Here is a 25,544-nt window from a genome sequence, read left to right on the forward strand (position 1 = left end):
CACCTCTGCGTCCTCGTGGCTCCATAGCCGAGGGGGCGCGAACGACGGAAGGCCTCATGCCGCTGCGTGCCCTCAGCCGCCTGCTCATCGCCCTTTCCCTTCTCGCCACACCGCTTTTCGCAGCCCCGCTCGCCGCTCAGCAGATGATCCCGCCGGCCGCTGCGGTCGCGCCTGCGCCCGATACTTCTCCACCTTCTTCCCATAGCGACCTGCGCGCCCTCCTCGACACGCTGAGCGACGAAGCGGCGCGGGCGCGCTTCCTCGCGCAATTGCGGGCGCTGGTGGAACGCGGGCCCGGCGCTGCCGCCGTGGACGCTACCGAAAGCCCGGCGGAGGTCCGGGACGATTGGCTGTCCGGCGCCACCCAGTCGCTGGGAGCGATTTCCGGATCGGTGCTGGCGCTCGTCGGCGAGATCGAGCAATTGCCGGCGCAGGCCGAGCAGCTTTTCCGCGACCTGTCGGACCCGCTGGTGCTGGAGCGCGTGGGCTGGGCGGTGACGATGGTCATCGCGGTGCTCGCCGCCGCGCTGCTGGCCGAATACCTCGCCAAGCGGCTGCTGGCGCGGCTGCGCCGGGCGATCGAGGCGCGACCCGGCCGGGGCGTCTTCATGCGGTTCCTGCTGCTGGCGCTGCGCACCGTCATCGACATCGTGCCGATCGTGGCCTTCGCGGCGGCGGCCTTCGGCGTGCTGGCGCTGGTGGAGCTCAACTTCATCGTGCGGCTGGCCGTCGTCACCGTCATCAATGCCAATGTGCTGGCCCGCCTCATCCTGGCCGGCGCCCGTGCCGTGCTGACACCGGACGCGCCGCAGATGCGGCTGTTCCCGTTCGACCATGAGAGCGCGGCCTATGGCTATCTCTGGGTCCGCCGCTTCACCTACACCCTCGTCTACGGTCATTTCCTTCTGCGCGCCGCCTGGGTGCTGGGGCTGGCCCTGCCGACCTACCGCTTCTTCGGCAACGCCCTCGCCCTGTTCGTCGCCGGCATGTGCATCGTGTTCATCCTGCAGATACGTGGCGGTGTGGGGCGGCGGCTGCGGCGGCTCGGCGCCCGCGAGGGCCGGGTGGCGCGGCTGCGCGATGCGGTGGCCGATTTCTGGCATGTCCTCGCCATCGCCTATGTGATAGCCGGCCTGCTGGTCTGGACTCTCGATGTCGATGGCGGCTTCGCGTTCCTGGCCCGCGCGACCCTGCTGTCGGTTCTGACTCTCGGCCTGGCGTCGCTGGTCATCGCGTTGATGCTGCGGGCCTTTGCCCGGGTGTTCCACCTCAATGGCGAGATGAGCGCCCGCTATCCGCTACTGGAGGCGCGGGCCAACCGCTATCTGCCGGCGCTGCGCAGCGCCATGCAGGGGCTGGTGGTGCTGCTCGCGGGCCTCGTGCTGCTGGAGATCTGGGGCGCGCGCCCCTTCGAGCGGCTGGCCTCGGAGGCGGGGCAGGTGGCGGTGGGCCGGCTCATCTCCATCGGCGTGGTGGTGTTCATCGGCCTGCTGGCGTGGGAACTGTCCACCGCCTTCGCCGAGCGGCTGCGGGCGGGCAATCCCAACTCGACCCGGCTGAAGACGCTGCTGCCCTTCCTGCAGAACGCCTTCCGCGTGGTGCTGCTCACCCTTGGCGGCCTGATCCTGCTGTCCGAGATCGGCATCAACATCGCACCGCTGCTGGCCGGTGCCGGCGTGCTGGGCCTTGCCATCGGCTTCGGCGCGCAAACGCTGGTGAAGGATGTCATCACCGGCGTGTTCATCCTGATGGAGGACACGATCTCGGTCGGCGACGTGGTGGAGGTCGGTGCCCATGCCGGCCTCGTGGAAAAGATCACCATCCGCACCGTCCACATGCGCGATTTCGACGGCAATGTGCATTCCATTCCGTTCGGCGAGGTGCAGACGGTCAAGAACATGTCGAAGGACTTCGCCTATGCGGTGGTCGATGTGCGCATCGCCTATCGCGAGAGCATCGACGAGTCGCTGGCGCTGATGGCGGAGGTGGCTGCCGACATGGTGGCGAACGGGCCGCTGGCGGAAACCATCACGGCGCCGTTCGAGGTGGTGGGCGTGGAGGCGCTGGACCCCTCGCATATCCAGCTGCGCGGCCGCTTCAAGACCCGCCCGCTGGGCCAGTGGAACGTGCGGCGCGAATTCTACCGCCGGATCAAGGCCGCCTTCGACGCGCGCGGCATCGAGATGCCGTACCCGCACCAGACGGTCTATCTCGGCACCGACAAAAAGGGCATGGCCCCGCCGCTGCGGGTGGTGAACCAGAGCCCGGAGGATCTCGCCGCGCCCGCCCGCGCCCGCCGAACCGCCGCCGCCCGCGCCGCCGCCAGCACGCCGGGCCCGATGATCGAGGAGCACCCGGGCGCGCGCGAGCGCAGCGAGGAGGACGAGGAGCCGATGCTCCCCGCCATCGAGGAGCAACGGCACTGAGCGTTAACCATAGTGGAGGTGCCTGCCTCGCGCGGCACTGAGCGCTAACCATAGCGAAAGGCCGCGCCTCGCGCGGCCGCCCGGGTAGCGGGGGAGGATTGAGCGCGCGGGACAAAGCCGCGATGATGGCGCCAGCGCCGGCTCCATGCCGGGTCTCGTGGAGTTGCTTGGATTCATGAATAGTCGCCTGCTCCGCCATCCGGTGACGTTGATCGTCGGCGTGATTCTCGGGCTGTTCCTGCTCTACGAGACCTGCGTGCGCTTCTTCGCCTATACCGGCGACGCCTATGTGATGAGCGACATCGTGGTCATGTCGGCGCAGATCGAGGGCCCGGTCTCGAAGCTGGCGGTGCAGAACAACCAGGACGTGGCGGCAAACCAGCTCCTGTTCGAGATCGAGCGCACGCCCTACGCGCTGAAGGTGCAGGAGACGCAGGCCGCGCTCGCCACGGCCCGCGCCGATCTCGACCTCGCGCGGGATGAGGTGAACGCCGCCAAAGCCAGCGTCACCGCCGCGCAGGCGGTGCAGACCAACGCGATGGACCAACTCGGCCGCGTGAAGACGCTGGAGACGGAAGGCTATTCGCCCGAGGCGACGCTGGATGTCGCCACTCGCGACGTCGCCACCGCCGGCGCCGACGTGACCTCCGCCGAGGCGCAACTCGCGGTGACGGCGCGACGTGTGGCCGTGGCGCAGGCGGCCATCGCTTCCGCGGAGGCCAGGCTGGCGAAGGCGCAGTACGAGCTGTCCAAGACGGTGGTGAGCGCTCCCGATGCCGGCCGCGTGGCGCCCTTCGTTACCCGGGTGGGGGACTATCTGCGCCCCGGCTCCGAGGTGCTCGCCATCGTCACCGATCACCGCCGCCGCGTGGTGGCGAATGTGAGCGAGCGCCATCTCGCCCGCATCGCGGTTGGCCAGCGCGTGATGCTGACGCTGGGCTCCGACCCCTGGGCGCTGCATTGGGGCCGGGTGAGCGGCATTTCCGGCGGCGTCGCCCGCTCGCCCGACAATCCGCAGGTCATCCCCTACGTCAAGCCGACCACCGACTGGGTGCGGCTGCCCCGGCGCTTTCCCATCGAGGTGACTCTGGATGACTGGCCCGAGGGGCTTGGCCTGTTCAACGGCGCCGATGCCCGCGTCCTGATCTGGTTCTGAGCGATGGCGGAGGCCGCTCGCCCGGAAGGCATGAGCGACGTCGACCGGCAGGCGTTCGCCACCGCCACGGGGGTGCTCGCGGCGGTGTACATCGCGCTCTCGATGGGTCTGGACGAGCCCTATTGGGCGGCGCTCAGCGTGCTGATGATCGCCAACACCGATCGCGACGCACTGGTAACAAAGGGCGTGCTGCGGGTTCTCAGCACCCTTGTCGGTGTGGGTGTCGGCTTTGTCGTCGCGCAATGGATGGAGGGGCTGCCGATCCAGCAGGCGCTGCTGGTGGGGGCCTCCGCCGCCATCGGTACCTATGGCAAGCAGCGCAGCGCCTATTCCTACGCCTGGTTCTATGGCGGGCTGACCTTCATGCTGGTCATGCTGTTTTCCATGGTCCAGCCGCAGGACCTCTACAGCTTCGCGCATTATCGCTGCTACGAGATCATCATCGGCGTGGTGTGCGGCACGCTGGCGAGTTGGGCGCTGGGGCCGAATGCCGGCGAACTGCATGCCCGGCTCAAGGCGCAGGCGGTGGCGAGCACGCCCGAGAATGCCCTGCGACAGGCGCTGATCGCCGGTCTCGGCGCCATTGTCATCGTCATCGTCTGGTCGCAGTTCGACCTGCCGCAATTGCCGCAGGTGCTGATTTCCAGCCTCATCGTGGTGGATACGGACCCCAATGCCACGCGCCATAAGGGCTGGCAGCGCATCCTCGGCTGCATTGCCGGGGGCGCGGCGGGGCTGCTGGTCATCGGGCTCGACGCGACCGATCAGCTTTGGTGGGCGGCGATGCTGTTCCTCGGCATCTTCTCCTTCGCGCGGGTACATCTTTCCAAGATGCCCAACGCCTATATCGGCACGCAGTCGGCCATCGCTTACATCGTCACGCTCATATATCCGGGGCCGCCATCCTCGCTGCTTCCCCCGCTCGACCGGCTGGTCGGCATCGTTATCGGGGTGAGCATCATGACCGCGCTGGTCTGGGCGCTGAACCCGCCGCCCACAGCGGAAAAGCCGGCGGAAAAATCCGCCTGATCAGTCGCGGTCGCGCGCCGGGGCGATCGTCGCCAGCAGCGCATCGAGATCGGCGCCGCGCGGCACGCTGGCCCAGACGCCGGGCGTGCCGGCGGGAATGACGATGACGGCGTTCTTCGGGCAGATGTCGAGGCAGGGCACCTCGATGACGGCGACAGGCGCGCCCTTGCGGCGCGGCTTCTTCATCGGCTTGCCGCCCTCGCGCCGGGCGACGGCGGCGCGCAGCGCCTTGGGCAACGCCTCCCGGCCGTCGGAGCCGAAGCCGCCGTCCAGCTTCTTCGCGCATTTGCGGCACACCAGCACCACGTCCGTCCAGTCGGATCTGATGGCCTTCATGTGCGGCGGACCCCTGCCATTGCCGGCCCGGTGGGCCCGTCTCGGCGGGCATGTGGCATCGCCGGGGGGAATTGTCGACCTATACCGGCCGGGAGGCTGGGCTCAGGCGCGCCGAGGGGGCAACCGACGCACTGGAAATTGGCCTCCCGGCCGGGCAGCAAGGCTCACTCGGCCGCAAGCGGCGCGATATGGGCCTCGCCGTGCTGCCGCAGCGGGCGGTTGCCCGCCAGACGCCGCAGCAGCACGTAGAAGACGGGCGTGAGGAACAGCCCGAAGAAGGTGACGCCGATCATGCCGGCGAACACGGCGATGCCCATGGCATGGCGCATCTCGGCGCCGGCGCCGGTGGAAAGCACCAGCGGCAGCACGCCCATGATGAAGGCGAAGGACGTCATCAGGATCGGCCGCAGGCGCAGGCGGCTGGCCTCGATCGCCGCCTCCACCGGGTTGCGGCCCATGAACTCCAGCTCGCGGGCGAATTCCACGATCAGGATCGCGTTCTTCGCCGACAGGCCGACCAGCACGACGAGGCCGATCTGGGTGAAGATGTTGTTGTCACCCCCGCCCAGCCAGACGCCGTACAGCGCCGCGCCCAGGCCCATGGGAACGATCAGGATGATCGCGATGGGCAGCGTCAGGCTCTCATACTGGGCGGCCAGCACCAGGAAGACGAGCAGCAGCGCCAGCGGGAACACGAGGAACGAGGAATCGCCGGCCAGGATTTCCTGATAGGTGAGGTCGGTCCATTCATAGTCGAAGCCCGGCGGCAGCACTTCCGCCGCGATCCGCACCGCCGCTTCCTGCGCCTGCCCCGAGGAATAGCCGGGCGCCGGCGACGCGTTGAAGTCGGCGGTGAGGAAGCCGTTATAGCGCTGGGCGCGTTCCGGCCCGGCCGTCGTCTCCACCCGGAGCAGCGCCGAGAGCGGGATCATCTCGCCGCTGTTGGAGCGCACCTTCAGCTTGCCGATGTCCTCGGGCCGGGCGCGGAACGGCGCGTCGGCCTGCGCCCGCACCGAGTAGGTGCGGCCGAACTTGTTGAAGTCGTTGACATAGAGCGAGCCGAGATAGACCTGCAGCGTCTCGAACACCGAGTTGATCGGCACGCCGAGCTGGCGGGCCTTGGTGCGGTCCACATCGGTGAAGATCTGCGGCACGTTGATCTGGTAGGTGGTGAACTGGCCGGTCAGCTCCGGCGCGGCCATCGCCTTGGCCATGAAGGCATTGGTCACGTCGTTCAGCGCTTCATAGCCCTGTCCCGAACGGTCCTCCAGCTGCAGCTTGAAGCCGCCGACGACGCCGAGGCCCTGCACCGGCGGGGGCGGGAACATGGCGATGAAGGCGCCCTTGATCACCCCGTATTTCTGGTTCAGCGCCCCGGCGATGGCACCGGCGGAAAGCTCGGGGCTCTGCCGGTCCTCGAACGGGTCGAGCACCGAGAACACGATGCCGGCATTGGACGAGTTGGAGAAGCCGGCGATCGAGAGTCCCGGGAAAGCAACGGCGCTGGAAACGCCGGGCTGGGCCAGGGTGATCTCGGTCATCTGGCGGATCACCTGTTCGGTGCGGTCGAGCGTGGCACCGTCGGGCAGCTGGGCGAAGCCGACGAGGTACTGCTTGTCCTGCGCCGGCACGAAGCCGGGCGGCACCGCCTGGAACAGCCACCACGTGGCGCCCAGCATCACGGCATAGAACACCATGACCAGGCTCTTGGCCTTCAGCGTGCCGCGCACGCCCTTGCCATAGCCGTGCGAGCCGCGCGCGAACACCCAGTTGAAGCCACGGAAGAACCAGCCGAACAGGAAGTTGATCACACGCTGCAGCGGGTCCGGCGGCGTGTCGTGGCTGCGCAGCAGCAGCGCCGCCAGAGCGGGCGACAAGGTGAGCGAGTTCACCGCCGAGATGACGGTCGAGATGGCAACGGTGAGGGCGAACTGCCGGTAGAACTGGCCCGACAGGCCGGAGATGAAGGCCAGCGGCACGAACACCGCCACCAGAACCAGCGCGATGGCGATGATCGGACCGGACACTTCGCTCATCGCCTGATAGGCGGCGGCGCGCGGGGTCAGCCCGTTCTCGATGTTGCGCTCCACATTCTCCACCACCACGATGGCGTCGTCGACCACGATGCCGATGGCGAGCACCAGCCCGAACAGGCTCAGCGCGTTGATCGAGAAGCCGAAGATATACATCACCGCGAAGGTGCCGACGATAGAGACGGGCACGGCGAGCAGCGGGATGATGGAGGCGCGCCAGGTCTGCAGGAACACCACGACGACGATGACCACCAGGGCCACCGCCTCGAACAGCGTGTGAATCACCGCGTCGATGGAGGCGTCGACGAAGCGGGTGGTGTCGTAGACGATGTCGAAGTCGACGCCTTCCGGCATCGTCTTCTTCACTTCCGCCATGGTGGCGCGCACGTTGTCGGCGATTTCCAGCGCGTTGGAGCCGGGCGCCTGGAACACGCCGAGACCGACCGCCTGCTTGTTGTCGAGCAGCGAGCGCAGCGCGTAGTCGGCGGCGCCGAGCTCGATGCGGGCGACGTCGCGCAGGCGCACGATCTGGCCGGTCTCGCCGGTCTTCACGACGATGTCGCCGAATTCCTCCTCGGTCTCCAGCCGGCCCCGCGCATTGATGGTGAGCTGGAGGTCCACGTCCGCCTGCGCCGGCGAGGCCCCGACGATGCCGGCAGCGGCCTGCACGTTCTGCGCCCGGATCTCGCCCACCACGTCGCTGGCGGAAAGCCCGTGCTCGGCGATCTTCTGCGGGTCGAGCCAGACGCGCATGGAATAGTCGCCGCCGCCGAAAATCTCGATCTGGCCGACGCCGCCGATGCGGGCCAGCCGGTCCTTCACGTTCAACACCGCGTAATTGCGGAGATAGGTGATGTCGTAGCGGTCATTGGGCGAGATGAGGTGCACCACCATGAGGAAGGTGGGCGAGCTCTTTGCCGTGGTGATACCGAGCGAACGCACCTCTTCGGGCAGGCGCGGCTCGGCCTGGCCGACGCGGTTCTGCACCAGCTGCGTCGCCTTGTCCGGGTCGGTGCCCAGCTTGAAGGTGACGGTCAGCGTCATCACGCCGTCGGTGGTCGCCTGCGAGGACATATAAAGCATGTCCTCGACGCCGTTGATGGCTTCCTCGATGGGGGTGGCCACCGTGGCGGCGATCACCTTCGGGCTGGCGCCGGGATAGGTGGCGCGCACGATCACCTGCGGCGGCACGACTTCCGGATATTCCGAAATCGGCATCACCCGCAGGGCCAGAAGCCCCGCGAGGAAGATCAGCACGGAGAGGACGCCGGCGAAAATCGGCCGGTCGATGAAGAATCGGGACAAATTCATAGCGTCCTCCCCCAAGGAGGCAGAGCGTCGGGGCTGCGATCAGCGCGCGGCGACGGAGGTGGTCGGGTCCGTCGCGGGTGCGGCGGATGCGGTTTCCATGGGCACGATCTCGGGCGCGACGACGGCGCCGGGGCGCACGCGCTGCAGGCCGTTGACGACGATGCGCTCGCCTTCCTTCAGCCCGTCGGTGATGACGCGCAGCCCGTCGGAGGGCGGGCCGAGCGTCACCTTGCGCCAGACGGCCTTGTTGTCGTCGCCGACCACGAAGACGAACTTCTTGTCCTGGTCGGTGCCGATGGCGCGCTCGTTCACCGCCAGCGCCGACTCGGTCTTGCCGCGGCCCATCTTCACCCGGGCGAACTGGCCCGGAACGAGGCGGCCATCGGCATTGTCGAACACGGCGCGCAGGCGGAAGGTGCCGGTGGCCGTGTCGACCTGGTTGTCGACGAGCTGGAGATGGCCGCGCACCGTGCGCCCGCTCGTGGTGGCGGTGGTGATCTCGACCGGGATCTGGTCGATCTCGGTCAGCGCCACGTCATGCTCGCCCACCGAGGCCAGCGCTTCGGCCACCGCGTTCTCGTCGGCGTCGAAGCTGACATAGATCGGGTTGATCGAGACGAGGCTGGTCAGCACCGGCGAGGAGGCACCGGCGGCGACGAGATTGCCGACCGTCACCTCGATGCGGCCGACGCGCCCGTCCACCGGGGCACGCACCTCGGTATAGCCGAGGTCGAGCTTGGCGGTCTGCACGGCGGCATCCGCCGCCCGCAGGTTCGCTTCCGCCTCGCGATAGGCATTGGTGCGCTGGTCGAGGTCGCGTACCGAGACGGTGCGGTTGTCGACCAGCTGCTTGCCGCGTTCAAGCTCGCTGCGGGTCAGTTCCACCCGCGCGGCGGCGGCCTCGCGCAGGGATTCCGCACGGGTCACCGCGGTCTCGAACGGGGCGGGGTCGATGGTGACGAGCAGGTCGCCCTGCTTCACCAGCGCGCCTTCGCGGAAGTGGATCTTCTCCACCGCTCCCTCGACGCGCGAGCGCACATCCACCACTTCCACCGCGCGCAGGCGGCCGGAGAACTCGTCCCACTTCATGGTGTCGCGCGCCTTCAGCACCGCGACCTCGACCGGCATCGCCGGCGGGGCGGCGGCTTCGGCCGGCGCGGGATCGGTGGCCAGCGCCGTCGAGCTCGGCCAGGAAACGAATACCGCGCCGGCGGTTGCCAGCATGGCGAGGGTGAGCGCCAGCCCGGCCTCGCGCCAGCCGCGCTGCGTCTTCGAGCGGGGCGTGCGGGGCGTTCCATCGTGAACGATGGCGGCGTGCGCGACGTGTGTCGGGGCGGCCTCGGTGCCGATTGTCTTGTCACTCATGACGGATCTCCCGGCCCTCAGGCCCGAATGGTGCGAACAGGTGCGGCGGAATTTTCCGCCAGGAATTTCTGGAACAGGTCGCGCAGGACCCCCTCCCAAAGCGGGGCGGCCTCGATGGCTTCGTCCATGCTCCGCGAGGAGCAGTCCGTGCCTTCGAGCATGTGGCATTCGACGGTGACGCCGCCCTCGCGCAGGCGTTCGCCATAGGCGACGCTCTCGTCGCGGATCGGGCAGTCGTCGACGGTGACGATAAGGGCGGGGGCGACGCCGCCCAGCCGGCGCGAGCCGAGGGGCGCGGCATAGGGATGGGCGGCGCGGTCGGCGCTGCCGAGATAGCGATGCCAGCCATCCGCCCATTTGCACCCCGACGCGCCGGCGGCGGCGGCGTGGATGGAGCTTGAGCACAGGCTGGGGTCGACCATGGGCGACAGCAGGATCTGCCCGGACAAGGGCGGCGCCTGCTGGTCGCGGGCCATCAGGCTGAGGGCGGTGGCGAGATTGGCGCCGGCTTCATCGCCGGCCACGAACAGCCGCGCGCCGCGCCCCGCCCATGTCGCCCGTTCGGCATAAAGCCGGCCGAGCGCCTTGAACGACACGTTCAGTGCCGCCGGAAAGGGGTGTTCGGGCGCCAGCGGGTAGTCGATCGACACCACCACCGCCCCGGCTTCAGCCATCAGCTGGCAGACCCGTGCGCTGCAATCGAGGTCGCCATCGGTGAAGCAGCCGCCGTGCAGGTACAGCACCAGCGGGGTCGGACGCAGGGGCGTGCCGGGGCGATAGACGCGCGCCGGTAGCGCCGTCCCGTCGATCTCCAGCCTCTCCTCGGTCCACAATGCGGTCATGGTGCCCACCATCGTGATGCCGGCCTTTGCCGCCACCCGATATCGCCAATATCTATTGCAGTGCAGCGAAACCTAATACCGATGCGCTGTCGAAAAAATAGCCGTTTTGCGATAACATTATTCACGTATAGAAATAATAGGACGGTAGCTATGGACCAGATCGCGGCGATGCGGGCCTTTGCCCGGGTGGTGGAGGCCGGCAGTTTCAGCCGCGCCGCCGACCTGCTCGACATACCCAAGCCCACCGTCACCAAGCTGATCCAGCAACTGGAGGCGCATCTGCGCACCAAGCTGCTCAACCGCTCGACCCGCCGGGTGGCGGTGACGCCGGACGGTGCGGCCTATTACGAGCGCGCGCTGGCGCTGCTGTCCGATCTCGACGAGCTTGACGGCTCGATGGCGCACTCGCAGGCGACCCCGTCGGGGCGGTTGCGGGTCGATGTGCCCTCGTCGCTGGCGCTCTATGCGCTGATTCCCGCGCTGCCGGACTTCTTCGCCCGCCACCCCGACATCCAGCTCGATCTCGGCGTCACCGACCGGCCGGTCGACCTGCTGGCCGAGAATGTCGACTGCGCCATTCGCGGCGGCGACCTTCTCGATCCGACGCTGATCGCCCGCCGCATCGGCGAGGTGCGGCTGATGCACTACGCCGCCCCCGCCTATATCAAGCGCCACGGCCTGCCGCAGCACCCGCGCGAATTGGCGCAGGGGCATCACATCATCGGCTATTTCAGCGCCCGCACCGGGCGGCCGGTGGCGTTCGACATGGTGCGCGGCGAGGAGAGCTATGAACTGCACCTGCCCCATGTGCTCGCCACCAACGATTCCACCGCCTATCTCGCCGCCGGCCTCGCCGGGCTGGGCATCACGCAGACCATCGAGGCGATGGTCGCGCCCTATCTCGAGTCCGGCGCGCTGGTGCGGGTGCTGCCGGACTGGCAGGCCGGGCCGATCGTGCTGCACGTCGTCTACGCCCCCAATCGGCATCTGAGCAGCCGCCTGCGGGTCTTCGTCGACTGGGTGGCGGAATTGTTCGGCTCCGGCGGCGCCTACCGCTCCGCCGCCGCCTCGCTCATTCTGCCCACCGGCCCACGCGACTGAGAGGGTGCCTCAGTGCGCGACGCCGAGGAACTGCTGCAGTTCCGGCGTCTTCGGGCTGGAGAACACGTCCTCGGGCTTGCCGATTTCGTGCACCCGGCCCTGATGCATGAACACGACACGCGAGCACACGTCGCGGGCGAAGCGCATCTCGTGCGTCACCATCATCAGCGTCATGCCCTCGCCGGCGAGTTCCTTCACCACGGCGAGCACCTCGCTGACCAGTTCGGGATCGAGCGCCGAGGTGATCTCGTCGCAGAGAAGGGCGATGGGCTGCATGGCGAGCGCGCGGGCGATGGCGACACGCTGCTGCTGGCCGCCGGAGAGCTGGTCCGGATAGGCATCGAACTTGTGGCCGAGCCCGACCCGCTCCATCATCTTCTTCGCCATGGCCTCGGCTTCCGCCTTCGGCGTCTTCTTCACCACCATCTGCGAGAGCATCACGTTGCGCCCCGCCGTGAGGTGGGGGAACAGGTTGAACTGCTGGAAGATCATCCCGACCTTCAGCCGCAGCGCCTTGAGGTGCAGCTCGTCCGGCAGCAATTGCGCGCCGGCCACCGAGATCGAGCCCTCGTCGATGGTCTCCAGCCCGTTGATGCAGCGCAGCAGCGTCGATTTTCCCGAGCCCGAGCGGCCGATGATGGCGATCACTTCGCCGGGCGCGACGTCGATGTTTATGCCCTTCAGCACTTCGTTGTCGCCGAAGCGCTTCTTCACCTCAGTGATTTCGATGAGCGACATTGAGCTTCCTCTCAAGGATCTGGGAAGACTTGGACAGCGGCCAGCACAGGCAGAAATAGATGAGGGCGACGAAGCCGTAGACGGTGAACGGCTCGAAGGTGGCATTGGTGACGATGGTGCCAGCCTTGGAGAGCTCGACAAAGCCGATGATCGAGGTCAGCGCCGTGCCCTTCACCACCTGCACCGAGAAGCCGACCGTGGGCGGCACGGCGATGCGCAGGGCCTGCGGCAGGATGACGTGTCGCATCTGCTGGAGGTAGCCCATGCCGAGGCTGGACGAGGCTTCCCACTGCCCGCGGGCAACGGATTCGACGCAGCCGCGCCAGATTTCGGTGAGGAAGGCGGCTGACCACAGGATCAGCGCCACCCCCGCCGCCAGCCAGGCCGGCACGTCGATGCCGAACAGGCCGAGCCCGAAAAAGGCGAGGAACAACTGCATCAGCAGCGGCGTGCCCTGGAACAGCTCGACATAGGTCTTGACGAAGGCGGGGCCGATCCGGCCCTCGCCGATGCGGGCGAACAGCAGCGCCGCGCCGACCAGCCCGCCGCCGATGAAGGAGACGAGCGAGAGCAGCACGGTCCAGCGCGCCGCCAGCAGCAGGTTGCGCAGAATGTCCCAGGTGGTGAATTCATCCATGATCGCCTCCCTCACCGCGCCGTGCGTTTTGGAAACAGCGTCCAGCCGAGGCCGCGCAGCGCCTGCCGCAGGGCGATGGCGAGGGCGAGATAAATCGCGGTTGCCACGAAATAGGCCTCGAAGGCGCGGAAGGTGCGCGACTGGATGAAGTTCGCCGCGAAGGTCAGGTCCTCCGCCGCGATCTGCGACACCGCCGCCGAGCCCAGCATGACGATGACGATCTGCGAGGAGAGCGCCGGCCAGATGCGCTGCAGCGCCGGGATCAGCACCACATGCCAGAAGGTCTGCAGCCGGCTCATGCCGAGCGAGGCGCCGGCCTCGAACTGGCCGTTCGGCGTCGCCTGGATGCCGGCACGGATGATCTCGCAGCCATAGGCGCCGAGATTGATCACCATGGCGAGGTTCGCCGCCTCCAGCTCGCCCATCCGCACGCCCAGCGCCGGCAGGCCGAAGAAGATGAAGAACAGCTGGATCAGGAACGGCGTGTTGCGGATCAGTTCGACATAGGTCGCCACCACCGGCCGCAGCCAGCCCGGCCCCAGCGCCCGCGCCCAGGCGCAGGCAATGCCGAGCGCGACGCCCAGCACCCCGCCGACCAGCGTGAGCTCGAGCGTGATGCCGATGCCCTTCACGAGGACCGGCCAATAGACGAACAGCCAGCCATAATCGAACGCGTAGTTCATGCCCGTGAACTCCCGCTGATGGGGGGAAGGGGACGCCGCTCCCTGACGGGAGAGGGGAGGGTTAGAGATTCCGCCGTTCCCCGGACAAGCCGCGCGACGCGCGGAGCCGATCCGGGGCCCAGGAGGAACGCGGCGGAGCCTCGGCAATCTTCAAAGGAATGATCACCGAGGAAGCGCCCTAGGCGGAGTCCTGTGCTGGGTCCCGGCTCGGCGCTTCGCCATTGGCTCTGCTGGGCCGGGACACGCCCGCAAACCCCGCTCTCACAGATCCGCCGGCAGCTTGGCGCCGAGCCACTTCTGCGAGATGGCGTCGAGCGCCCCGTCCTTCTTCGCGCCGGCGATGATTTCGTCCACCTTGGCGAGAAGCGCCGGCTCGTTCTTGTTGAGGCCGATGAAGCAGGGGGAGTTCTTGATGAGGAACTTGATCTCCGGCTTCTTCGGCGGGTTGCGGGCGAGGATGGCGGCGGCCACCACATTGCCGGTGGCGATCAGATCGACCTGGCCGGAGAGGAAGGCGGAGATGGTGCCGTTATTGTCCTCGTAGCGCTTGATGGTGAGGTCGGCCGGGGCGATCTTGGTCAGCTCCAGGTCTTCCACCGCACCGCGCGTGACGCCGACCGTCTTGCCGGCGAGGCCGGCCGCGTCCGTCACCGTCACATCCGCCGGGCCGAACACACCATTGAAGAAGGGCGCATAGGCGGTGGTGAAGTCGATCACCTTTTCGCGCTCGGCATTCTTGCCCAGCGAGGAGATGACGAGGTCGACCTTGTTGGTCTGCAAATAGGGGATGCGGTTGGCGCTGGTGACGGGCACCAGTTCCAGCTTCACGCCCAGCTTTTCGGCGATCAGCTTGGCGGTGTCGACATCATAGCCCTTGGGCTCCATGTCGGCGCCGACCGTGCCGAAGGGCGGAAAGTCCTGCGGCACGGCGATGCGGATCACCTTGTTCGCCTCGATGGTGGCGAGCGCGTCGGCGGCAGCGGGCAGGGGCATCTGCGTGGCGGCCAGCAGGGCGCCGGCGGCAAAAGCGATAAGGCTGCGACGGTTCATGCGGTCAATCCTCCTTGGTGGCCGGACGGCCGTGGGAATGGGAATGCTCGTGCGGGTGCTCGTGGGTATGCGGCACGGAAGGGGCGTTGCCGGCGAACACCGCCGGGGAAAGCAGGGCGCGCAGTCCCGCCAGCGGGTCGGGCTTGGCGGTGAGGTCGAGCCCCGCCTCGACCTTGCCGATGTGCTCGTCCATCAGCCGGGCGGCCAGCGCCAGGTCGCCCTCTTCCATGGCGGCGACGATGTCCTCATGGTCGTGGCTGGATTCCTCGGCCTTTTCGGTCGGCTGGTAGAGCATGGAGATCAGCGTGGTACGGGCGGTGAGGTCGCGGATGATCTCGGTCAGCATCCGGTTGCCCAGCGCGTCGGCGAGATGAATGTGGAAGTCGCCGAGCAGGCACGCCCGGGAATGCACATCCCCCGCGCCAATCGCGTCGCGTTCCATGGCGACGTGCTCTTTCAGGCTTTTCAGCACGTCGGGGGGCACTTCGCGCAGGGAATGCAGCAGGCCGGTCTCGATGACGCGGCGGGTCTGGAACGCTTCGCGCGCCTCCTCCGCCGAGGGCTCGACCACATACCAGCCGCGCCGGGCGCTCACCTGCACCACGCCGCGCGTTTCCAGCCGCATCATCGCCTCGCGCACGCGGGTGCGGGACACGCCGAACAGATCGGCGAGCTTCTGCTCGCCGAGCCGCGTGCCCGGGTTGATGCGGCCGGCGAGGATGGCGGAAAGGATCGCCTCCTCGATATTGGCGGTGGCTGGGTTCATCAGGCTGGGCCCGCACGTCTGCTTACAAACTTGTATACAAGCCTGTAAGCAATCAGCGTGCCAAGGGTGGGAGGATGGCGGGACCCATTGCCCCGCACGCCATCTCCCGGGCTTGACCCGGGGACAGAAAGGCGCGGCAGGGAGGTCTTGGTGGCAGGGTCAAGCCTGGCCATGAGGGAAATCGGGCGCTCGGTCCTGCGAGAGCACCGATGCCTCTCCGCCAATCTGCCGCATCCGCAGTCAGTGTGCTGCCGCAATGGGCGATGGGTCGCCGCCTACTCCGCCGCCTGCTTCCCGTGCCCCAGTCGTTCGGCGAGGGTGTCGACGAGTTGTTCGGCGGCGTCGGCGATCACCGTGCCGGGAGGGTAGATCGCGTCGGCGCCGGCCGCGCGCACCGCCTCATAGTCCTGCGGCGGCACCACGCCGCCCACCACCACCATGATATCCGGCCGCCCCTGTGCCGCCAGCGCCGCCTTCACCTGCGGCACCAGCGTGAGATGGCCGGCGGCGAGCGAGGAGATGCCGATGACGTGCACGTCATTCTCCACCGCCTGCCGGGCGGCTTCTTCCGGCGTGGCGAAGAGCGGGCCGATATCGACATCGAAGCCGAGATCGGCGAAGGCGGAGGCGATCACCTTCTGCCCCCGGTCATGCCCGTCCTGGCCGACCTTGGCGACCAGCAGGCGCGGGCGCCTTCCCTCTTCCTGCGCGAAGGCCTCGACGCGGGCCCGCACGCTCTCAACCTTGTCGGCCATCGCTCCGGCCTCCCGTCGATAGATGCCGGACACGGTGCGGACATCCGCCCGGTGCCGGCCGAAGACGCGCTCCAGCGCGTCGGAAATCTCACCCACCGTCGCCTTGGCACGCGCCGCGTCAATGGCCAGCGCCAGCAAATTTCCATTGCCGCGCGCGCCGGCCTCCAGTGCCGCGAGCGCGCCGGCCACCGCCTGCGGGTCGCGCTCGGCCTTCAGCCGCGCCAGCTTTTCCAGCTGGGCGGCACGCACGGCGGAATTGTCGACCCGCAGCACGTCGAGCGGCGTTTCGCGGTCGGGGCGATACCTGTTGACGCCGACGACGGTCTGCGCGCCGGAGTCGATCCGCGCCTGCGTGGTGGCGGCGGCTTCCTCGATACGCAGCTTGGGGATGCCCGCCTCGATGGCCTTGGCCATGCCGCCGAGTTCCTCCACCTCGGCGATATGGCGCAGCGCCTTGGCGGCGAGGTCGGCGGTCAGCCGCTCGACGAAATAGGAACCACCCCAGGGGTCGATGGTGCGGGTGGTGCCGCTCTCCTGCTGAAGCAGGAGTTGCGTGTTGCGGGCGATGCGGGCGGAAAAATCGGTCGGCAGTGCCAGCGCCTCGTCCAGCGCGTTGGTGTGCAGCGATTGGGTGTGGCCCTGCGTGGCCGCCATCGCCTCCACCATGGTCCGCATCACATTGTTGAACGGGTCCTGCGCCGTCAGGCTCCAGCCGGAGGTCTGCGAATGGGTGCGCAGCGGCAGCGACTTCGGGTTCTTGGCGCCGAGATCCTGCATCAGCTTCGCCCAGATCAGCCGGGCGGCGCGGAGCTTGGCGACCTCCATGAAGAAGTTCATGCCGATGGCCCAGAAGAACGACAAGCGCGGCGCGAAGGCGTCGATCGGCAGCCCCGCCGCCGCGCCGGCGCGCACATAGTCGAGCCCGTCCGCCAGCGTATAGGCCAGTTCCAGGTCCTGCGTCGCCCCGGCTTCCTGCATGTGGTAGCCGGAAATGGAGATCGAGTTGAAGCGCGGCATGTGCGTGGAGGTGAAGGCGAAGATGTCGGAGATGATCCGCATCGAGGGCGTCGGCGGGTAGATATAGGTGTTGCGGACCATGAACTCCTTGAGGATGTCGTTCTGGATGGTCCCGGAGAGTTGCGCCGGGGCGACGCCCTGCTCCTCGGCCGCCACCACATAGAGCGCGAGGATCGGCAGCACCGCCCCGTTCATGGTCATCGACACGCTCATCTGGTCCAGCGGGATGCCCGAGAACAGCGTGCGCATGTCGAGAATCGAGTCGATCGCGACCCCGGCCATGCCGACATCGCCGGCCACGCGCGGGTGGTCGCTGTCATAACCGCGATGGGTGGCGAGGTCGAAGGCGACCGAGAGCCCCTTCTGCCCGGCCGCCAGATTGCGGCGGTAGAAGGCGTTGGAATCCTCAGCCGTGGAGAAGCCGGCATATTGCCGGATCGTCCAGGGCTGGGTCGCGTACATCGTCGGGTAGGGCCCGCGCAGATAGGGCGCGATGCCGGGATAGCTGTCGACGAAGCCGAGGCCGGCCAGGTCAGCCGGCGCGTAAAGCGGCTTCACCGCAAGGCCCTCGGGCGTCGTCCAGTCGCCAGTGGCAGAGGCCGGCGCCGCCGGCACCGGGGAACGCCACTCCCGCGCGGAAAAATCGGGGATGGCACTCATCGCGCACTCTCCCCATGCCGGCGGGCGGGGCTTACGCCTTTCGCGCCACCCATGACCCGGTGCAGTTCTTCACCGGCGATTCCCATTTGCCGGTCGCCACATCGCCGCGCACCACGCCCTTGGCGGAAAGCGTCTCGCCCCCGCGCACGACGCGGATGGTGATCGCCCCCAATGCGCTCACCGAGCCGCTGGCGTCCACCGGCCAGGCGCCGGCATAGCTGATCCGGCCTTCCTCCACCGACAGCTTGAATTCCAGCCGCTTGTCGCACGGGCCGGCAATCGGCTCGGCCGCCACGTTCCAGATGCCGTCGTGCAGGTTCAATGCGGCAACTTCCTGCGCCGTTGCCGGCGGTATCAGCAGCGCCCCCCAAAGCGCCGCGCCGCAGGTGGCGATCTTCCACCCGTGATCCAGCGTTTTCATGGTCTGTCCCTAGGTTAATGGCAGCATGAGAGCTACCCCTGGGGCAACGGATGGCCGGGCTCATGGTTCCACCCCTTGGGCAATGCCGAGAATCGCCTGCGCCCCGTTGAGAAACGCCACGAGGTCGATGCCGGCGTAGAGATAGGCGTCGATGCCGGCGGCGCGCTGGGCCGGCTCATCCTCGCCCGCCATGCCGGCAAGGTATACCCTGAGCGCGCCCGCTGCCTTCAGCGCGGTCGCCGCCTCCGCCGCCGAGGCGGCATAGAGCGTGTCGGACGAACACAGGCAAGCGATCCGGGCACCGGAGGCACGGAACGCCGCGACCAGCGCCGCCATGTCGGTGAAACCGTCATTTCCTGGCGCTTCGATGCCGCCAGCCTCGAAGGCGGCGCGGGCGAAGCTCGCCCTCGGGGTGAAGTCGGCAGCCGTGCCAAGGGCGGCGAGAAACACGCGCGGCGCTGTGGAGGCCGCCGCTGCGCGCAGCCGCTCGAACGGCTCGGCAAGCCGCTCGTCCTTCAACGGTTCGCACATCAGCGCGCCCTCGGCAGGGGCGGGCGCGGCGCGGCGGCGGGCGGGGGCGAGCACGGCGGGCATTGCCGCCCCAAGCAGCGGAAATTCCGAGGTGCCGGTAAGCGGCAGGCGGCGGGTGGCGATCTCCTTCGCCCGCACCGCCCGCGCCGCGTTCAGCCGGGCCTGCCAGCTCCCGGATTCGAGGGCCTCCACCATGCCGCCCGCGCGCTCGATGTCGCGGAACAGTTCCCACGCGGCGGCGGCGAGCTTTTCCGTGCGCTCCTCGATGGCGCCCGCCCCGGCGCCGGGGTCGGCCACGCGGTGGACGTTGGATTCCTCCATCAGGATGAGCTGGGTGTTGCGCGCGAGCCGGCGGGCCTGCGCGTCGGGCAGGCCGAGCGCTTGCGTGAACGGCAGCACGGTGAGGCTTTCCGCCCCGCCCACCCCGGCGGCGAAGGCGGCGATTGTGCCGCGCAGCAGGTTCACATGGGCGTCGTGCCGGGTCAGGCCGCGCCACGCGGTTTCCATGTGAAGGGCGATGGGCGATGGCGCGAGCCCGCACGCTTCCAGCATGGCCTGCCATAGCAGGCGGAAGGCGCGCGGCTTGGCCTGGGTACCGAACTGGTCGACATCGGCGGTCAACGTCACCTCGATGCTGCGCGCGGCCTCATCGAGCGGCAGGCCGGCCGCTTCCAGCGCCCGCAGATAGGCCAGCGCGGTGGCGAGCACGGCGGCGAGTTCCTGCGCGTCGGTGGCCCCGGCGCCATGGTGCAGCCGCCCGTCCGCCCGCACCATCGGCGCGATGAGCCCACGCCCGCGCAGCGCCATCACCGTCTGGCCAAGCCGGGCGGAGAGCGTGCCCCAGTCGATCGGCGCGGCGCCCCGCGCGGCGAAATCCCCGATAGGATCGAGTCCGAAGCGAAGGTCGAGCGCGGCGGGGTCGGTCGTCTCGAACAGCCGGGCGAGGGCGAGGGCGATGTCGCGCCCCTGGAAGGCGCCGACCTCCACCCGGACCGTCGCCATGTCGGGCAGCAGCCCGTCCAGCGTCGCGGTCAGTTCCTCGAACCGCGCCGGCAGGCCGAAGCCGCCCGCGTAGGGTGAGGAGGCGAAGACCAGGGAAATGCCGTCCGCCCCGCCATTGAGGTCCTCCAGCATCTGGGTGTTGGCGGTGACGGGGTCGTCATGGTCGATGCGGGTGATCACCTTCCACGGCGCCCCCGCCGCCCGCCCGGCGATGGGGGCGGCGTCACGCCGGCGCTCGGGCAGGGCGTCGAGGCTGGCGCCGTCCGGCGTGCGGGTCAGCATGCGCGTATCGTAAGCGCTGCCCTTCAGCACGCCCTCGACCAGCCCCAGCCAGTCCGCGCGGGTCGCAGGCGGGAAACTGTCGAGGTCGAAACCCGGCTCGTCCATCTCAGGCCCCTCAGGCAAATTCGAGGATCACGGCATCGACGGCGAGGCTGTCGCCGGCCTTGGCGTGCACCTTGGCGACGGTGGCATCGCGCTCGGCCCGCAGCACGTTCTCCATCTTCATCGCCTCGACGATGGCGAGCGTCTCGCCGGCCTTCACTTCCTGCCCCTCGCTGACCGCGATGGAGACGACGAGGCCGGGCATCGGACAGAGCAGGTGCTTGAAGCTGCCCGCCTGTTCCTTTACCGGCATCAGTGCGGCGAGTTCGGCCTCGCGCCTGGTATAGACGATGGCCTCCACCGCCACGCCGCGATGGCCCAGCGCCACGCCGTTGAGGCGCGGGCGCACCTGCACGGCGATTGCCTCCTCGTCGAACACCCCGTTCCACACCGGCTCGCCCGGCTGCCAGCCCGAGCGCAACTCGTGGGTGGAGAGCGGACGGCCTTCGGCGTCCAGAAAGCTGACGATGAAGCCGCCGGCCGCGCGGTCCACTTCGCAGGCGAGGGCGAGGTCGCCGAGCTTCACCACCCGCTGATGCTCGAACACCACCGACCGCCCGGCCAGCTGGCCGGAGATCCTGCGCTTGCGGGCATTGCCGACATTGTCGATCACCGCCGCCACGCCCGCCAGCCGGCGCGCCAGCCGCTCGCTCGGCGCGGTGGCGTGGAAGCCGTCTGGGTATTCCTCGGCGATGAAGCCGGTGGAGAGCCGGCCCGCCTGCCAGCGCTCATGCGTCATCAGCGCCGAGAGGAACGGGATGTTGTGCTGGATGCCGTCAATGGCGAAAGCGTCGAGCGCGTCCGCCTGCGCCTCAATCGCCTGCGCGCGGGTCGGGGCGTGGGTGATCAGCTTGGCGATCATCGGGTCGTAGAACAGCGAGATTTCCCCGCCCTCCTGCACCCCGGTATCGTTGCGCACGGTGATGCCCTCGCTCGTCCCCTCCGCCGGCGGGCGGTAGCGGGTGAGCCGGCCGATGGAGGGCAGGAAGCCGCGATAGGGATCCTCGGCATAGACGCGGCTCTCCACCGCCCAACCGTTCAGCGTCACGTCCTGCTGAGTGAGGGCGAGGGGTTCGCCCGCCGCCACGCGGATCATCTGCTCGACAAGGTCGATGCCGGTGATCAACTCGGTGACGGGATGCTCCACCTGCAGGCGGGTGTTCATCTCCAGAAAGTAGAACGACTTGTCCTGTCCGGCGACGAACTCGACCGTGCCGGCGCTGTCGTAGTTCACCGCCTTTGCCAGCGCGACGGCCTGCGCGCCCATCTTGGCGCGGGTCGCCTCGTCCAGCAGCGGCGAGGGCGCTTCCTCGACCACCTTCTGGTTGCGGCGCTGGATTGAGCATTCGCGCTCGCCCAGATGGATGACATTGCCGTGCTTGTCGCCCAGCACCTGAATCTCGATATGGCGCGGGTTGACGATGAACTTTTCGACGAACACCCGGTCGTCGCCGAAGGAGGACTTCGCCTCGGAGCGGGCGCGGTCGAACCCTTCCTCGACCTCGTCGCGCGAATGGGCGATGCGCATGCCCTTGCCGCCGCCGCCGGCCGAGGCCTTGATCATCACGGGGTAGCCGATCTCGTCGGCGATGCGCGCGGCGTGGCCGGCATCCTCGATCACGCCGAGATGGCCCGGCACGGTGGAGACATTGGCGGCGGCCGCCGCCTTTTTGGATTCGATCTTGTCGCCCATCGCCTCGATCGCCCCCGGATTGGGGCCGATGAAGACGAGGCCGGCTTCCTTCAGCGCGGTGGCGAAGCTCGCCCGCTCGGAGAGAAAGCCGTAGCCGGGATGCACCGCCTGCGCGCCGGTCTGCTTCGCTGCGGCGATGATCTTCTCGGCGTCGAGATAGGACTGCGCGGCAGGGGCGGGGCCGATAGGCACCGCCTCGTCCGCCATCGCCACATGAAGTGCGTCCTTGTCGGCATCGGAGTAGACCGCGACCGTGGCAATGCCCATGCGCCGCGCCGTCCTGATGACCCGGCAGGCAATCTCGCCACGGTTGGCGATGAGGATCTTGGAGAACATGGTTGTGCTATTCCTCGTCGCCTGAGGAGACCGACGCCTGTCTTAATTGCTCTAAAGTCTTTCCTTCATATTTCCAATAAGATGGGCCGGCTACGGATGGCCACATACGCCCCTTCTCATGGGCTATAGTCAAAGCGGAGTTGGATAGGCTGTCTTCTTCTCCGCGAAATATGATCCAACGATCATCTTTGACAGACGCCGTGATATTATCATCGAATACAGAAACAAGTTCGGAGCCAGGAGAGATATTGAGCATGGAAAAGCGGAAGTGAGACCGGCGTCGGCGTGCTTGATTTAACGCTTCCTGATCGCCAATCTCTGTAATCACGTCTGCGCCAGGCGTAACTTCCCTGAGTTCAAGAAGCTTAATGATCGCTTTAGCTTTATCTGGAGAAAGCGAGAAAAATTCTCGGTTCCTTCTCACGCGGTGATCGTCGAAAGCTTCATGAAGCGCACGTTCAACCCTATCAGGCGTCTGGACCTCGGCCGCGTAAAAACACTCAAAAGGCAATGGAAGCCCTGTGGTATCCAGCTGCCTCATTCGATTTTCGATAGTATCTGCTGTGCGACCAATCTTAATCAGGCCGGGCATGGCTTGATTGGTGAGTACATATACGACGGTCATATCAGCCTCACAGCGGCAGATTATCGTGCTTCTTCATCGGTGCCTCGACCTTCTTCGACACCAGCATGGCGAGCGCGCGGGCGATGCGCTTGCGGGTCGAGCGGGGGGTGATCACCTCGTCGATATAGCCGCGCTCGGCCGCCACGAAGGGCGAGAGAAAGCGCTCCTCATATTCCTTCGTGCGCGCGGCGATCTTCTCGGGGTCGTCGATATCGGCGCGGAAGATGATCTCCACCGCCCCCTTGGCGCCCATCACGGCGATCTGCGCCGTCGGCCAGGCATAGTTCACGTCGCCGCCAATATGCTTGGAGGCCATCACGTCGTAGGCGCCGCCAAAGGCCTTGCGGGTGATGACGGTCACCAGCGGCACGGTGGCCTGGCTATAGGCGAAGAGCAGCTTGGCGCCGTGCTTGATCAGCCCGCCATATTCCTGCGCGGTGCCCGGCAAAAATCCCGGCACGTCGACAAAGGTGACGATCGGAATCTCGAAGGCGTCGCAGAAGCGCACGAAACGCGCGGCCTTTCGCGAGGCGTCCGCATCGAGCACGCCGGCGAGCACCATCGGCTGATTGGCGACGAACCCCACCGTGCGCCCCTCGATACGGCCGAAGCCGGTGAGGATGTTCTTCGCAAAGCCCTCCTGGATCTCAAAGAAGTCGCCCTCGTCGACCACCTTCCCGATCAGTTCCTTTATGTCGTAGGGCTTGTTCGGGTTGTCCGGCACCAGCGTGTCGAGCGAGGGGTCGAGCCGCTCGCCATCGTCGAAGCTCGGCCACACCGGCACGCCGGACTGGTTGCATGCGGGCAGGAAGTCGATCAGCCGGCGCATCTGCAACAGGCACTCGACATCGTTCTCGAAGGCGCCGTCGGCCACCGAGGATTTGGTGGTGTGCACCTTGGCGCCGCCCAGTTCCTCGGCGGTCACGCTCTCATTGGTGACGGTCTTCACCACCTCCGGGCCGGTGACGAACATGTAGGAACTGTCGCGCACCATGAAGATGAAATCGGTCATGGCGGGGGAATAGACATCGCCGCCGGCGCAGGGGCCCATGATGACGGAAATCTGCGGGATGACGCCGGAGGCCAGCACGTTGCGGCGGAAAACCTCGCCATAGCCGCCCAGCGCCGCCACGCCTTCCTGGATGCGTGCCCCGCCGGCATCGAACAGGCCGATGATCGGCGCCCGCACCTTCAGCGCCATGTCCTGTATCTTGATGATCTTGGCCGCGTGCGCCTCGGAGAGCGAGCCGCCGAACACGGTGAAATCCTTGGCGAAGACAAACACCTTGCGCCCATTCACCGTGCCCCAGCCGGTGACGACGCCGTCGCCGGGGATCTTCCCGGCCTTGTCCATGCCGAAATCGGTGCAGCGGTGCTGGACGAAGGTGTCGAATTCCTCGAACGAGCCGGTGTCGAGCAGCAGGTCCAGCCGCTCGCGCGCCGTCAGCTTGCCGCGCGCGTGCTGGCCAGCGATGCGCTTTTCGCCGCCGCCAGCGCGCGCGCCGGCGCGGCGCTGTTCCAGCTGCTCAACGATGTGCTTCACGGAGAACCTCGACGATCAATGATGCTCTCCAATGTTCTAAGCCCATGCCGCACAAAAGATAAGATAGGAAAATCCGCCGGGCCGATGGACGCCCTTCCTTCGGGCGACGCGCGCGGTCGGCTAGTCCCGTCGGGTCGCGGCGGCGGCTTCAAACAGCTGGGCCCGCAGCCAGCCATGCCCGGCATCGCCCTGATGCCGTGGATGCCAGAGGGCGACGACCGCCGCCGGCTGCAGCTCAAGCGGGGGCGTGAACAAATCGAGCGTTTCGGAATAACGCTCCAGAAACCGGCGCGGCAGGGTGCAGAGCAGGTCGGTTGTCGCGAGGATCATCGGCGCGAGGGCGTAGCTCTGGACGGACAACGCGACATGGCGCCGTCGCTGCAACCCCAGCAGCGCGTCGTCGATGACGCCGTTGAAGGGGTTTCCTTCCGAGGAGACCAGCAAATGGTCGAGACGGCAGAAGGTGTCGCGATCCAGTTCACCCCGCCCCCGCGGGTGCAGCTTGCGTTGCGCGGTGACGAAATGGTCCTCGAACAGTTTGCGGCTGAACCAGGCGTCGTGCGCGTTCGAGCCGACGCCGATCCACAGATCCACCGCCCCGCTCTCCATCAACTCCGGCATGTGGACCTTGTCCGGCAAGGTCAGAATAAGCCGCACGCCCGGCGCTGCCGCCCGGATGCGCGGAACAAGGTCAGGGACCAGCATGACCGCCGGGTTCTCATGCAGGGCCACGGTGAACACCCGGGTGCTGGTCGCCGGCTCGAAGGCGCCGGTGGACGCCATCATGGCATCGAGATTGGCCAGGACGGCCGCCAGCCGCGGCTGAAGATCGAGGGCGCGCGGGGTTGCGATCATGCCGCGCCCCGACGGGGCGGGGATGAACAGGCGATCGTCGAAGAGGACGCGCAGGCGCGTCAGCCGCGCCGAAAGGGCCGGCTGCCGGATGGCGAGGCGTCGCGCGGCCCGCGTGACGTTCGGTTCGTCGAGAAGGGCCTCGAACGCCAGTAGAAGATCGATGTCGAGTCCATCGAGGGCGTTCAGGGCCATGTGGCTGTCCAGGGTTCAGGCCGAAGCCGGCGGGTCTCGCCGACGCAGGGGATCGCC

At 67.7% G+C, this 25,544-nt stretch carries 20 protein-coding genes; 4 read left to right on the top strand and 16 right to left on the bottom strand.

Features of this window, described 5'->3' with window-relative positions:
* Window positions 1–56: 56 nt before the first annotated feature.
* The 3 genes from EV667_RS05645 (at window position 57) to EV667_RS05655 (ending at window position 4,611) form a co-directional block, all read left to right on the top strand.
* Window positions 57–2,426: a mechanosensitive ion channel family protein gene (locus EV667_RS05645; protein WP_131834285.1), complete on the top strand. Its 2,370-nt coding sequence runs from the start codon at window positions 57–59 to the stop codon at window positions 2,424–2,426.
* Window positions 2,427–2,601: 175 nt separating this feature from the next.
* Window positions 2,602–3,582, top strand: a complete 981-nt coding sequence (locus EV667_RS05650) for an HlyD family secretion protein (RefSeq protein WP_131834286.1) — start codon at window positions 2,602–2,604, stop codon at window positions 3,580–3,582.
* A gap of 3 nt (window positions 3,583–3,585) precedes the next feature.
* Window positions 3,586–4,611 carry an FUSC family protein gene (locus tag EV667_RS05655; protein WP_131834287.1) on the top strand — a complete coding sequence of 342 codons (1,026 nt, stop codon included), beginning with the start codon at window positions 3,586–3,588 and terminating at the stop codon, window positions 4,609–4,611.
* Here EV667_RS05655 and EV667_RS05660 read toward each other — a convergent pair whose 3' ends face one another.
* From EV667_RS05660 to EV667_RS05675, 4 genes are all read right to left on the bottom strand, one after another.
* The gene (locus tag EV667_RS05660) at window positions 4,612–4,947 is read right to left on the bottom strand and encodes a (2Fe-2S) ferredoxin domain-containing protein (protein ID WP_131834288.1); all 336 of its coding nucleotides are present in this window, start codon (window positions 4,945–4,947) and stop codon (window positions 4,612–4,614) included.
* Window positions 4,948–5,111: 164 nt separating this feature from the next.
* Window positions 5,112–8,291: an efflux RND transporter permease subunit gene (locus EV667_RS05665; RefSeq protein ID WP_131834289.1), complete on the bottom strand. Its 3,180-nt coding sequence runs from the start codon at window positions 8,289–8,291 to the stop codon at window positions 5,112–5,114.
* A gap of 39 nt (window positions 8,292–8,330) precedes the next feature.
* The gene (locus EV667_RS05670; RefSeq protein ID WP_425359018.1) at window positions 8,331–9,515 is read right to left on the bottom strand and encodes an efflux RND transporter periplasmic adaptor subunit; all 1,185 of its coding nucleotides are present in this window, start codon (window positions 9,513–9,515) and stop codon (window positions 8,331–8,333) included.
* Window positions 9,516–9,673: 158 nt separating this feature from the next.
* The gene (locus tag EV667_RS05675) at window positions 9,674–10,498 is read right to left on the bottom strand and encodes an alpha/beta hydrolase (protein ID WP_165901558.1); all 825 of its coding nucleotides are present in this window, start codon (window positions 10,496–10,498) and stop codon (window positions 9,674–9,676) included.
* 150 nt (window positions 10,499–10,648) lie between these two features.
* On the opposite strand from EV667_RS05675, the gene EV667_RS05680 reads away from it, so the two are divergent.
* Window positions 10,649–11,599, top strand: coding sequence for a LysR family transcriptional regulator (locus EV667_RS05680; RefSeq protein WP_131834291.1), 951 nt, complete (start codon window positions 10,649–10,651; stop codon window positions 11,597–11,599).
* Window positions 11,600–11,608: 9 nt separating this feature from the next.
* Here EV667_RS05680 and EV667_RS05685 read toward each other — a convergent pair whose 3' ends face one another.
* The 12 genes from EV667_RS05685 to EV667_RS05740 form a co-directional block, all read right to left on the bottom strand.
* A complete protein-coding gene (locus tag EV667_RS05685) occupies window positions 11,609–12,337 on the bottom strand; it encodes an amino acid ABC transporter ATP-binding protein (RefSeq protein ID WP_131834292.1) in 729 nt (242 codons plus the stop codon).
* Window positions 12,315–12,974: an amino acid ABC transporter permease gene (locus EV667_RS05690; protein WP_131834293.1), complete on the bottom strand. Its 660-nt coding sequence runs from the start codon at window positions 12,972–12,974 to the stop codon at window positions 12,315–12,317. The genes EV667_RS05685 and EV667_RS05690 overlap by 23 nt, the downstream gene beginning before the upstream one ends.
* 11 nt (window positions 12,975–12,985) lie before the next feature.
* The gene (locus EV667_RS05695; protein WP_131834294.1) at window positions 12,986–13,657 is read right to left on the bottom strand and encodes an amino acid ABC transporter permease; all 672 of its coding nucleotides are present in this window, start codon (window positions 13,655–13,657) and stop codon (window positions 12,986–12,988) included.
* A 261-nt stretch (window positions 13,658–13,918) separates the two neighbouring features.
* Window positions 13,919–14,707 carry a transporter substrate-binding domain-containing protein gene (locus EV667_RS05700; protein WP_131834295.1) on the bottom strand — a complete coding sequence of 263 codons (789 nt, stop codon included), beginning with the start codon at window positions 14,705–14,707 and terminating at the stop codon, window positions 13,919–13,921.
* Between the two features lie 4 nt (window positions 14,708–14,711).
* Window positions 14,712–15,473, bottom strand: coding sequence for a GntR family transcriptional regulator (locus tag EV667_RS05705; protein ID WP_131834296.1), 762 nt, complete (start codon window positions 15,471–15,473; stop codon window positions 14,712–14,714).
* A 275-nt stretch (window positions 15,474–15,748) separates the two neighbouring features.
* Window positions 15,749–17,905: a methylmalonyl-CoA mutase gene (gene scpA, locus EV667_RS05710; protein WP_131834297.1), complete on the bottom strand. Its 2,157-nt coding sequence runs from the start codon at window positions 17,903–17,905 to the stop codon at window positions 15,749–15,751.
* 31 nt (window positions 17,906–17,936) lie between these two features.
* Window positions 17,937–18,326 (bottom strand): hypothetical protein, encoded by a 390-nt coding sequence (locus EV667_RS05715; protein WP_131834298.1) that lies wholly within the window; start codon window positions 18,324–18,326, stop codon window positions 17,937–17,939.
* Window positions 18,327–18,386: 60 nt separating this feature from the next.
* Window positions 18,387–20,246 (bottom strand): methylmalonyl-CoA mutase family protein, encoded by a 1,860-nt coding sequence (locus tag EV667_RS05720; protein WP_131834299.1) that lies wholly within the window; start codon window positions 20,244–20,246, stop codon window positions 18,387–18,389.
* Window positions 20,247–20,256: 10 nt separating this feature from the next.
* Window positions 20,257–22,272: an acetyl-CoA carboxylase biotin carboxylase subunit gene (locus EV667_RS05725; protein ID WP_131834300.1), complete on the bottom strand. Its 2,016-nt coding sequence runs from the start codon at window positions 22,270–22,272 to the stop codon at window positions 20,257–20,259.
* Between the two features lie 7 nt (window positions 22,273–22,279).
* Window positions 22,280–22,897 carry a GIY-YIG nuclease family protein gene (locus tag EV667_RS05730; RefSeq protein ID WP_131834301.1) on the bottom strand — a complete coding sequence of 206 codons (618 nt, stop codon included), beginning with the start codon at window positions 22,895–22,897 and terminating at the stop codon, window positions 22,280–22,282.
* Between the two features lie 7 nt (window positions 22,898–22,904).
* On the bottom strand, window positions 22,905–24,440 hold the full coding sequence (locus EV667_RS05735; RefSeq protein ID WP_131834302.1) for an acyl-CoA carboxylase subunit beta: 1,536 nt from the start codon (window positions 24,438–24,440) through the stop codon (window positions 22,905–22,907).
* Between the two features lie 120 nt (window positions 24,441–24,560).
* Window positions 24,561–25,487: a LysR family transcriptional regulator gene (locus EV667_RS05740; RefSeq protein WP_131834303.1), complete on the bottom strand. Its 927-nt coding sequence runs from the start codon at window positions 25,485–25,487 to the stop codon at window positions 24,561–24,563.
* Window positions 25,488–25,544: the final 57 nt, after the last annotated feature.

The sequence above is a fragment of the Ancylobacter aquaticus genome, from assembly GCF_004339465.1.
Classification (GTDB): Bacteria; Pseudomonadota; Alphaproteobacteria; order Rhizobiales; family Xanthobacteraceae; genus Ancylobacter; species Ancylobacter aquaticus.

What these genes read in the sequence shown, in the direction of transcription:
- EV667_RS05740 (WP_131834303.1), bottom strand. Translation starts at nt 25,487, where the DNA reads ATGGCCCTGAACGCCCTCGATGGACTCGACATCGATCTTCTACTGGCG.
- EV667_RS05730 (WP_131834301.1), bottom strand. Translation starts at nt 22,897, where the DNA reads ATGACCGTCGTATATGTACTCACCAATCAAGCCATGCCCGGCCTGATT.
- EV667_RS05645 (WP_131834285.1), top strand. Translation starts at nt 57, where the DNA reads ATGCCGCTGCGTGCCCTCAGCCGCCTGCTCATCGCCCTTTCCCTTCTC.
- EV667_RS05670 (WP_425359018.1), bottom strand. Translation starts at nt 9,515, where the DNA reads ATGCTGGCAACCGCCGGCGCGGTATTCGTTTCCTGGCCGAGCTCGACG.
- EV667_RS05695 (WP_131834294.1), bottom strand. Translation starts at nt 13,657, where the DNA reads ATGAACTACGCGTTCGATTATGGCTGGCTGTTCGTCTATTGGCCGGTC.
- EV667_RS05675 (WP_165901558.1), bottom strand. Translation starts at nt 10,498, where the DNA reads ATGACCGCATTGTGGACCGAGGAGAGGCTGGAGATCGACGGGACGGCG.
- EV667_RS05650 (WP_131834286.1), top strand. Translation starts at nt 2,602, where the DNA reads ATGAATAGTCGCCTGCTCCGCCATCCGGTGACGTTGATCGTCGGCGTG.
- EV667_RS05660 (WP_131834288.1), bottom strand. Translation starts at nt 4,947, where the DNA reads ATGAAGGCCATCAGATCCGACTGGACGGACGTGGTGCTGGTGTGCCGC.
- EV667_RS05700 (WP_131834295.1), bottom strand. Translation starts at nt 14,707, where the DNA reads ATGAACCGTCGCAGCCTTATCGCTTTTGCCGCCGGCGCCCTGCTGGCC.
- EV667_RS05715 (WP_131834298.1), bottom strand. Translation starts at nt 18,326, where the DNA reads ATGAAAACGCTGGATCACGGGTGGAAGATCGCCACCTGCGGCGCGGCG.
- EV667_RS05665 (WP_131834289.1), bottom strand. Translation starts at nt 8,291, where the DNA reads ATGAATTTGTCCCGATTCTTCATCGACCGGCCGATTTTCGCCGGCGTC.
- EV667_RS05705 (WP_131834296.1), bottom strand. Translation starts at nt 15,473, where the DNA reads ATGAACCCAGCCACCGCCAATATCGAGGAGGCGATCCTTTCCGCCATC.
- EV667_RS05685 (WP_131834292.1), bottom strand. Translation starts at nt 12,337, where the DNA reads ATGTCGCTCATCGAAATCACTGAGGTGAAGAAGCGCTTCGGCGACAAC.
- EV667_RS05655 (WP_131834287.1), top strand. Translation starts at nt 3,586, where the DNA reads ATGGCGGAGGCCGCTCGCCCGGAAGGCATGAGCGACGTCGACCGGCAG.
- EV667_RS05720 (WP_131834299.1), bottom strand. Translation starts at nt 20,246, where the DNA reads ATGGACGAGCCGGGTTTCGACCTCGACAGTTTCCCGCCTGCGACCCGC.
- EV667_RS05690 (WP_131834293.1), bottom strand. Translation starts at nt 12,974, where the DNA reads ATGGATGAATTCACCACCTGGGACATTCTGCGCAACCTGCTGCTGGCG.
- scpA (WP_131834297.1), bottom strand. Translation starts at nt 17,905, where the DNA reads ATGAGTGCCATCCCCGATTTTTCCGCGCGGGAGTGGCGTTCCCCGGTG.
- EV667_RS05725 (WP_131834300.1), bottom strand. Translation starts at nt 22,272, where the DNA reads ATGTTCTCCAAGATCCTCATCGCCAACCGTGGCGAGATTGCCTGCCGG.
- EV667_RS05680 (WP_131834291.1), top strand. Translation starts at nt 10,649, where the DNA reads ATGGACCAGATCGCGGCGATGCGGGCCTTTGCCCGGGTGGTGGAGGCC.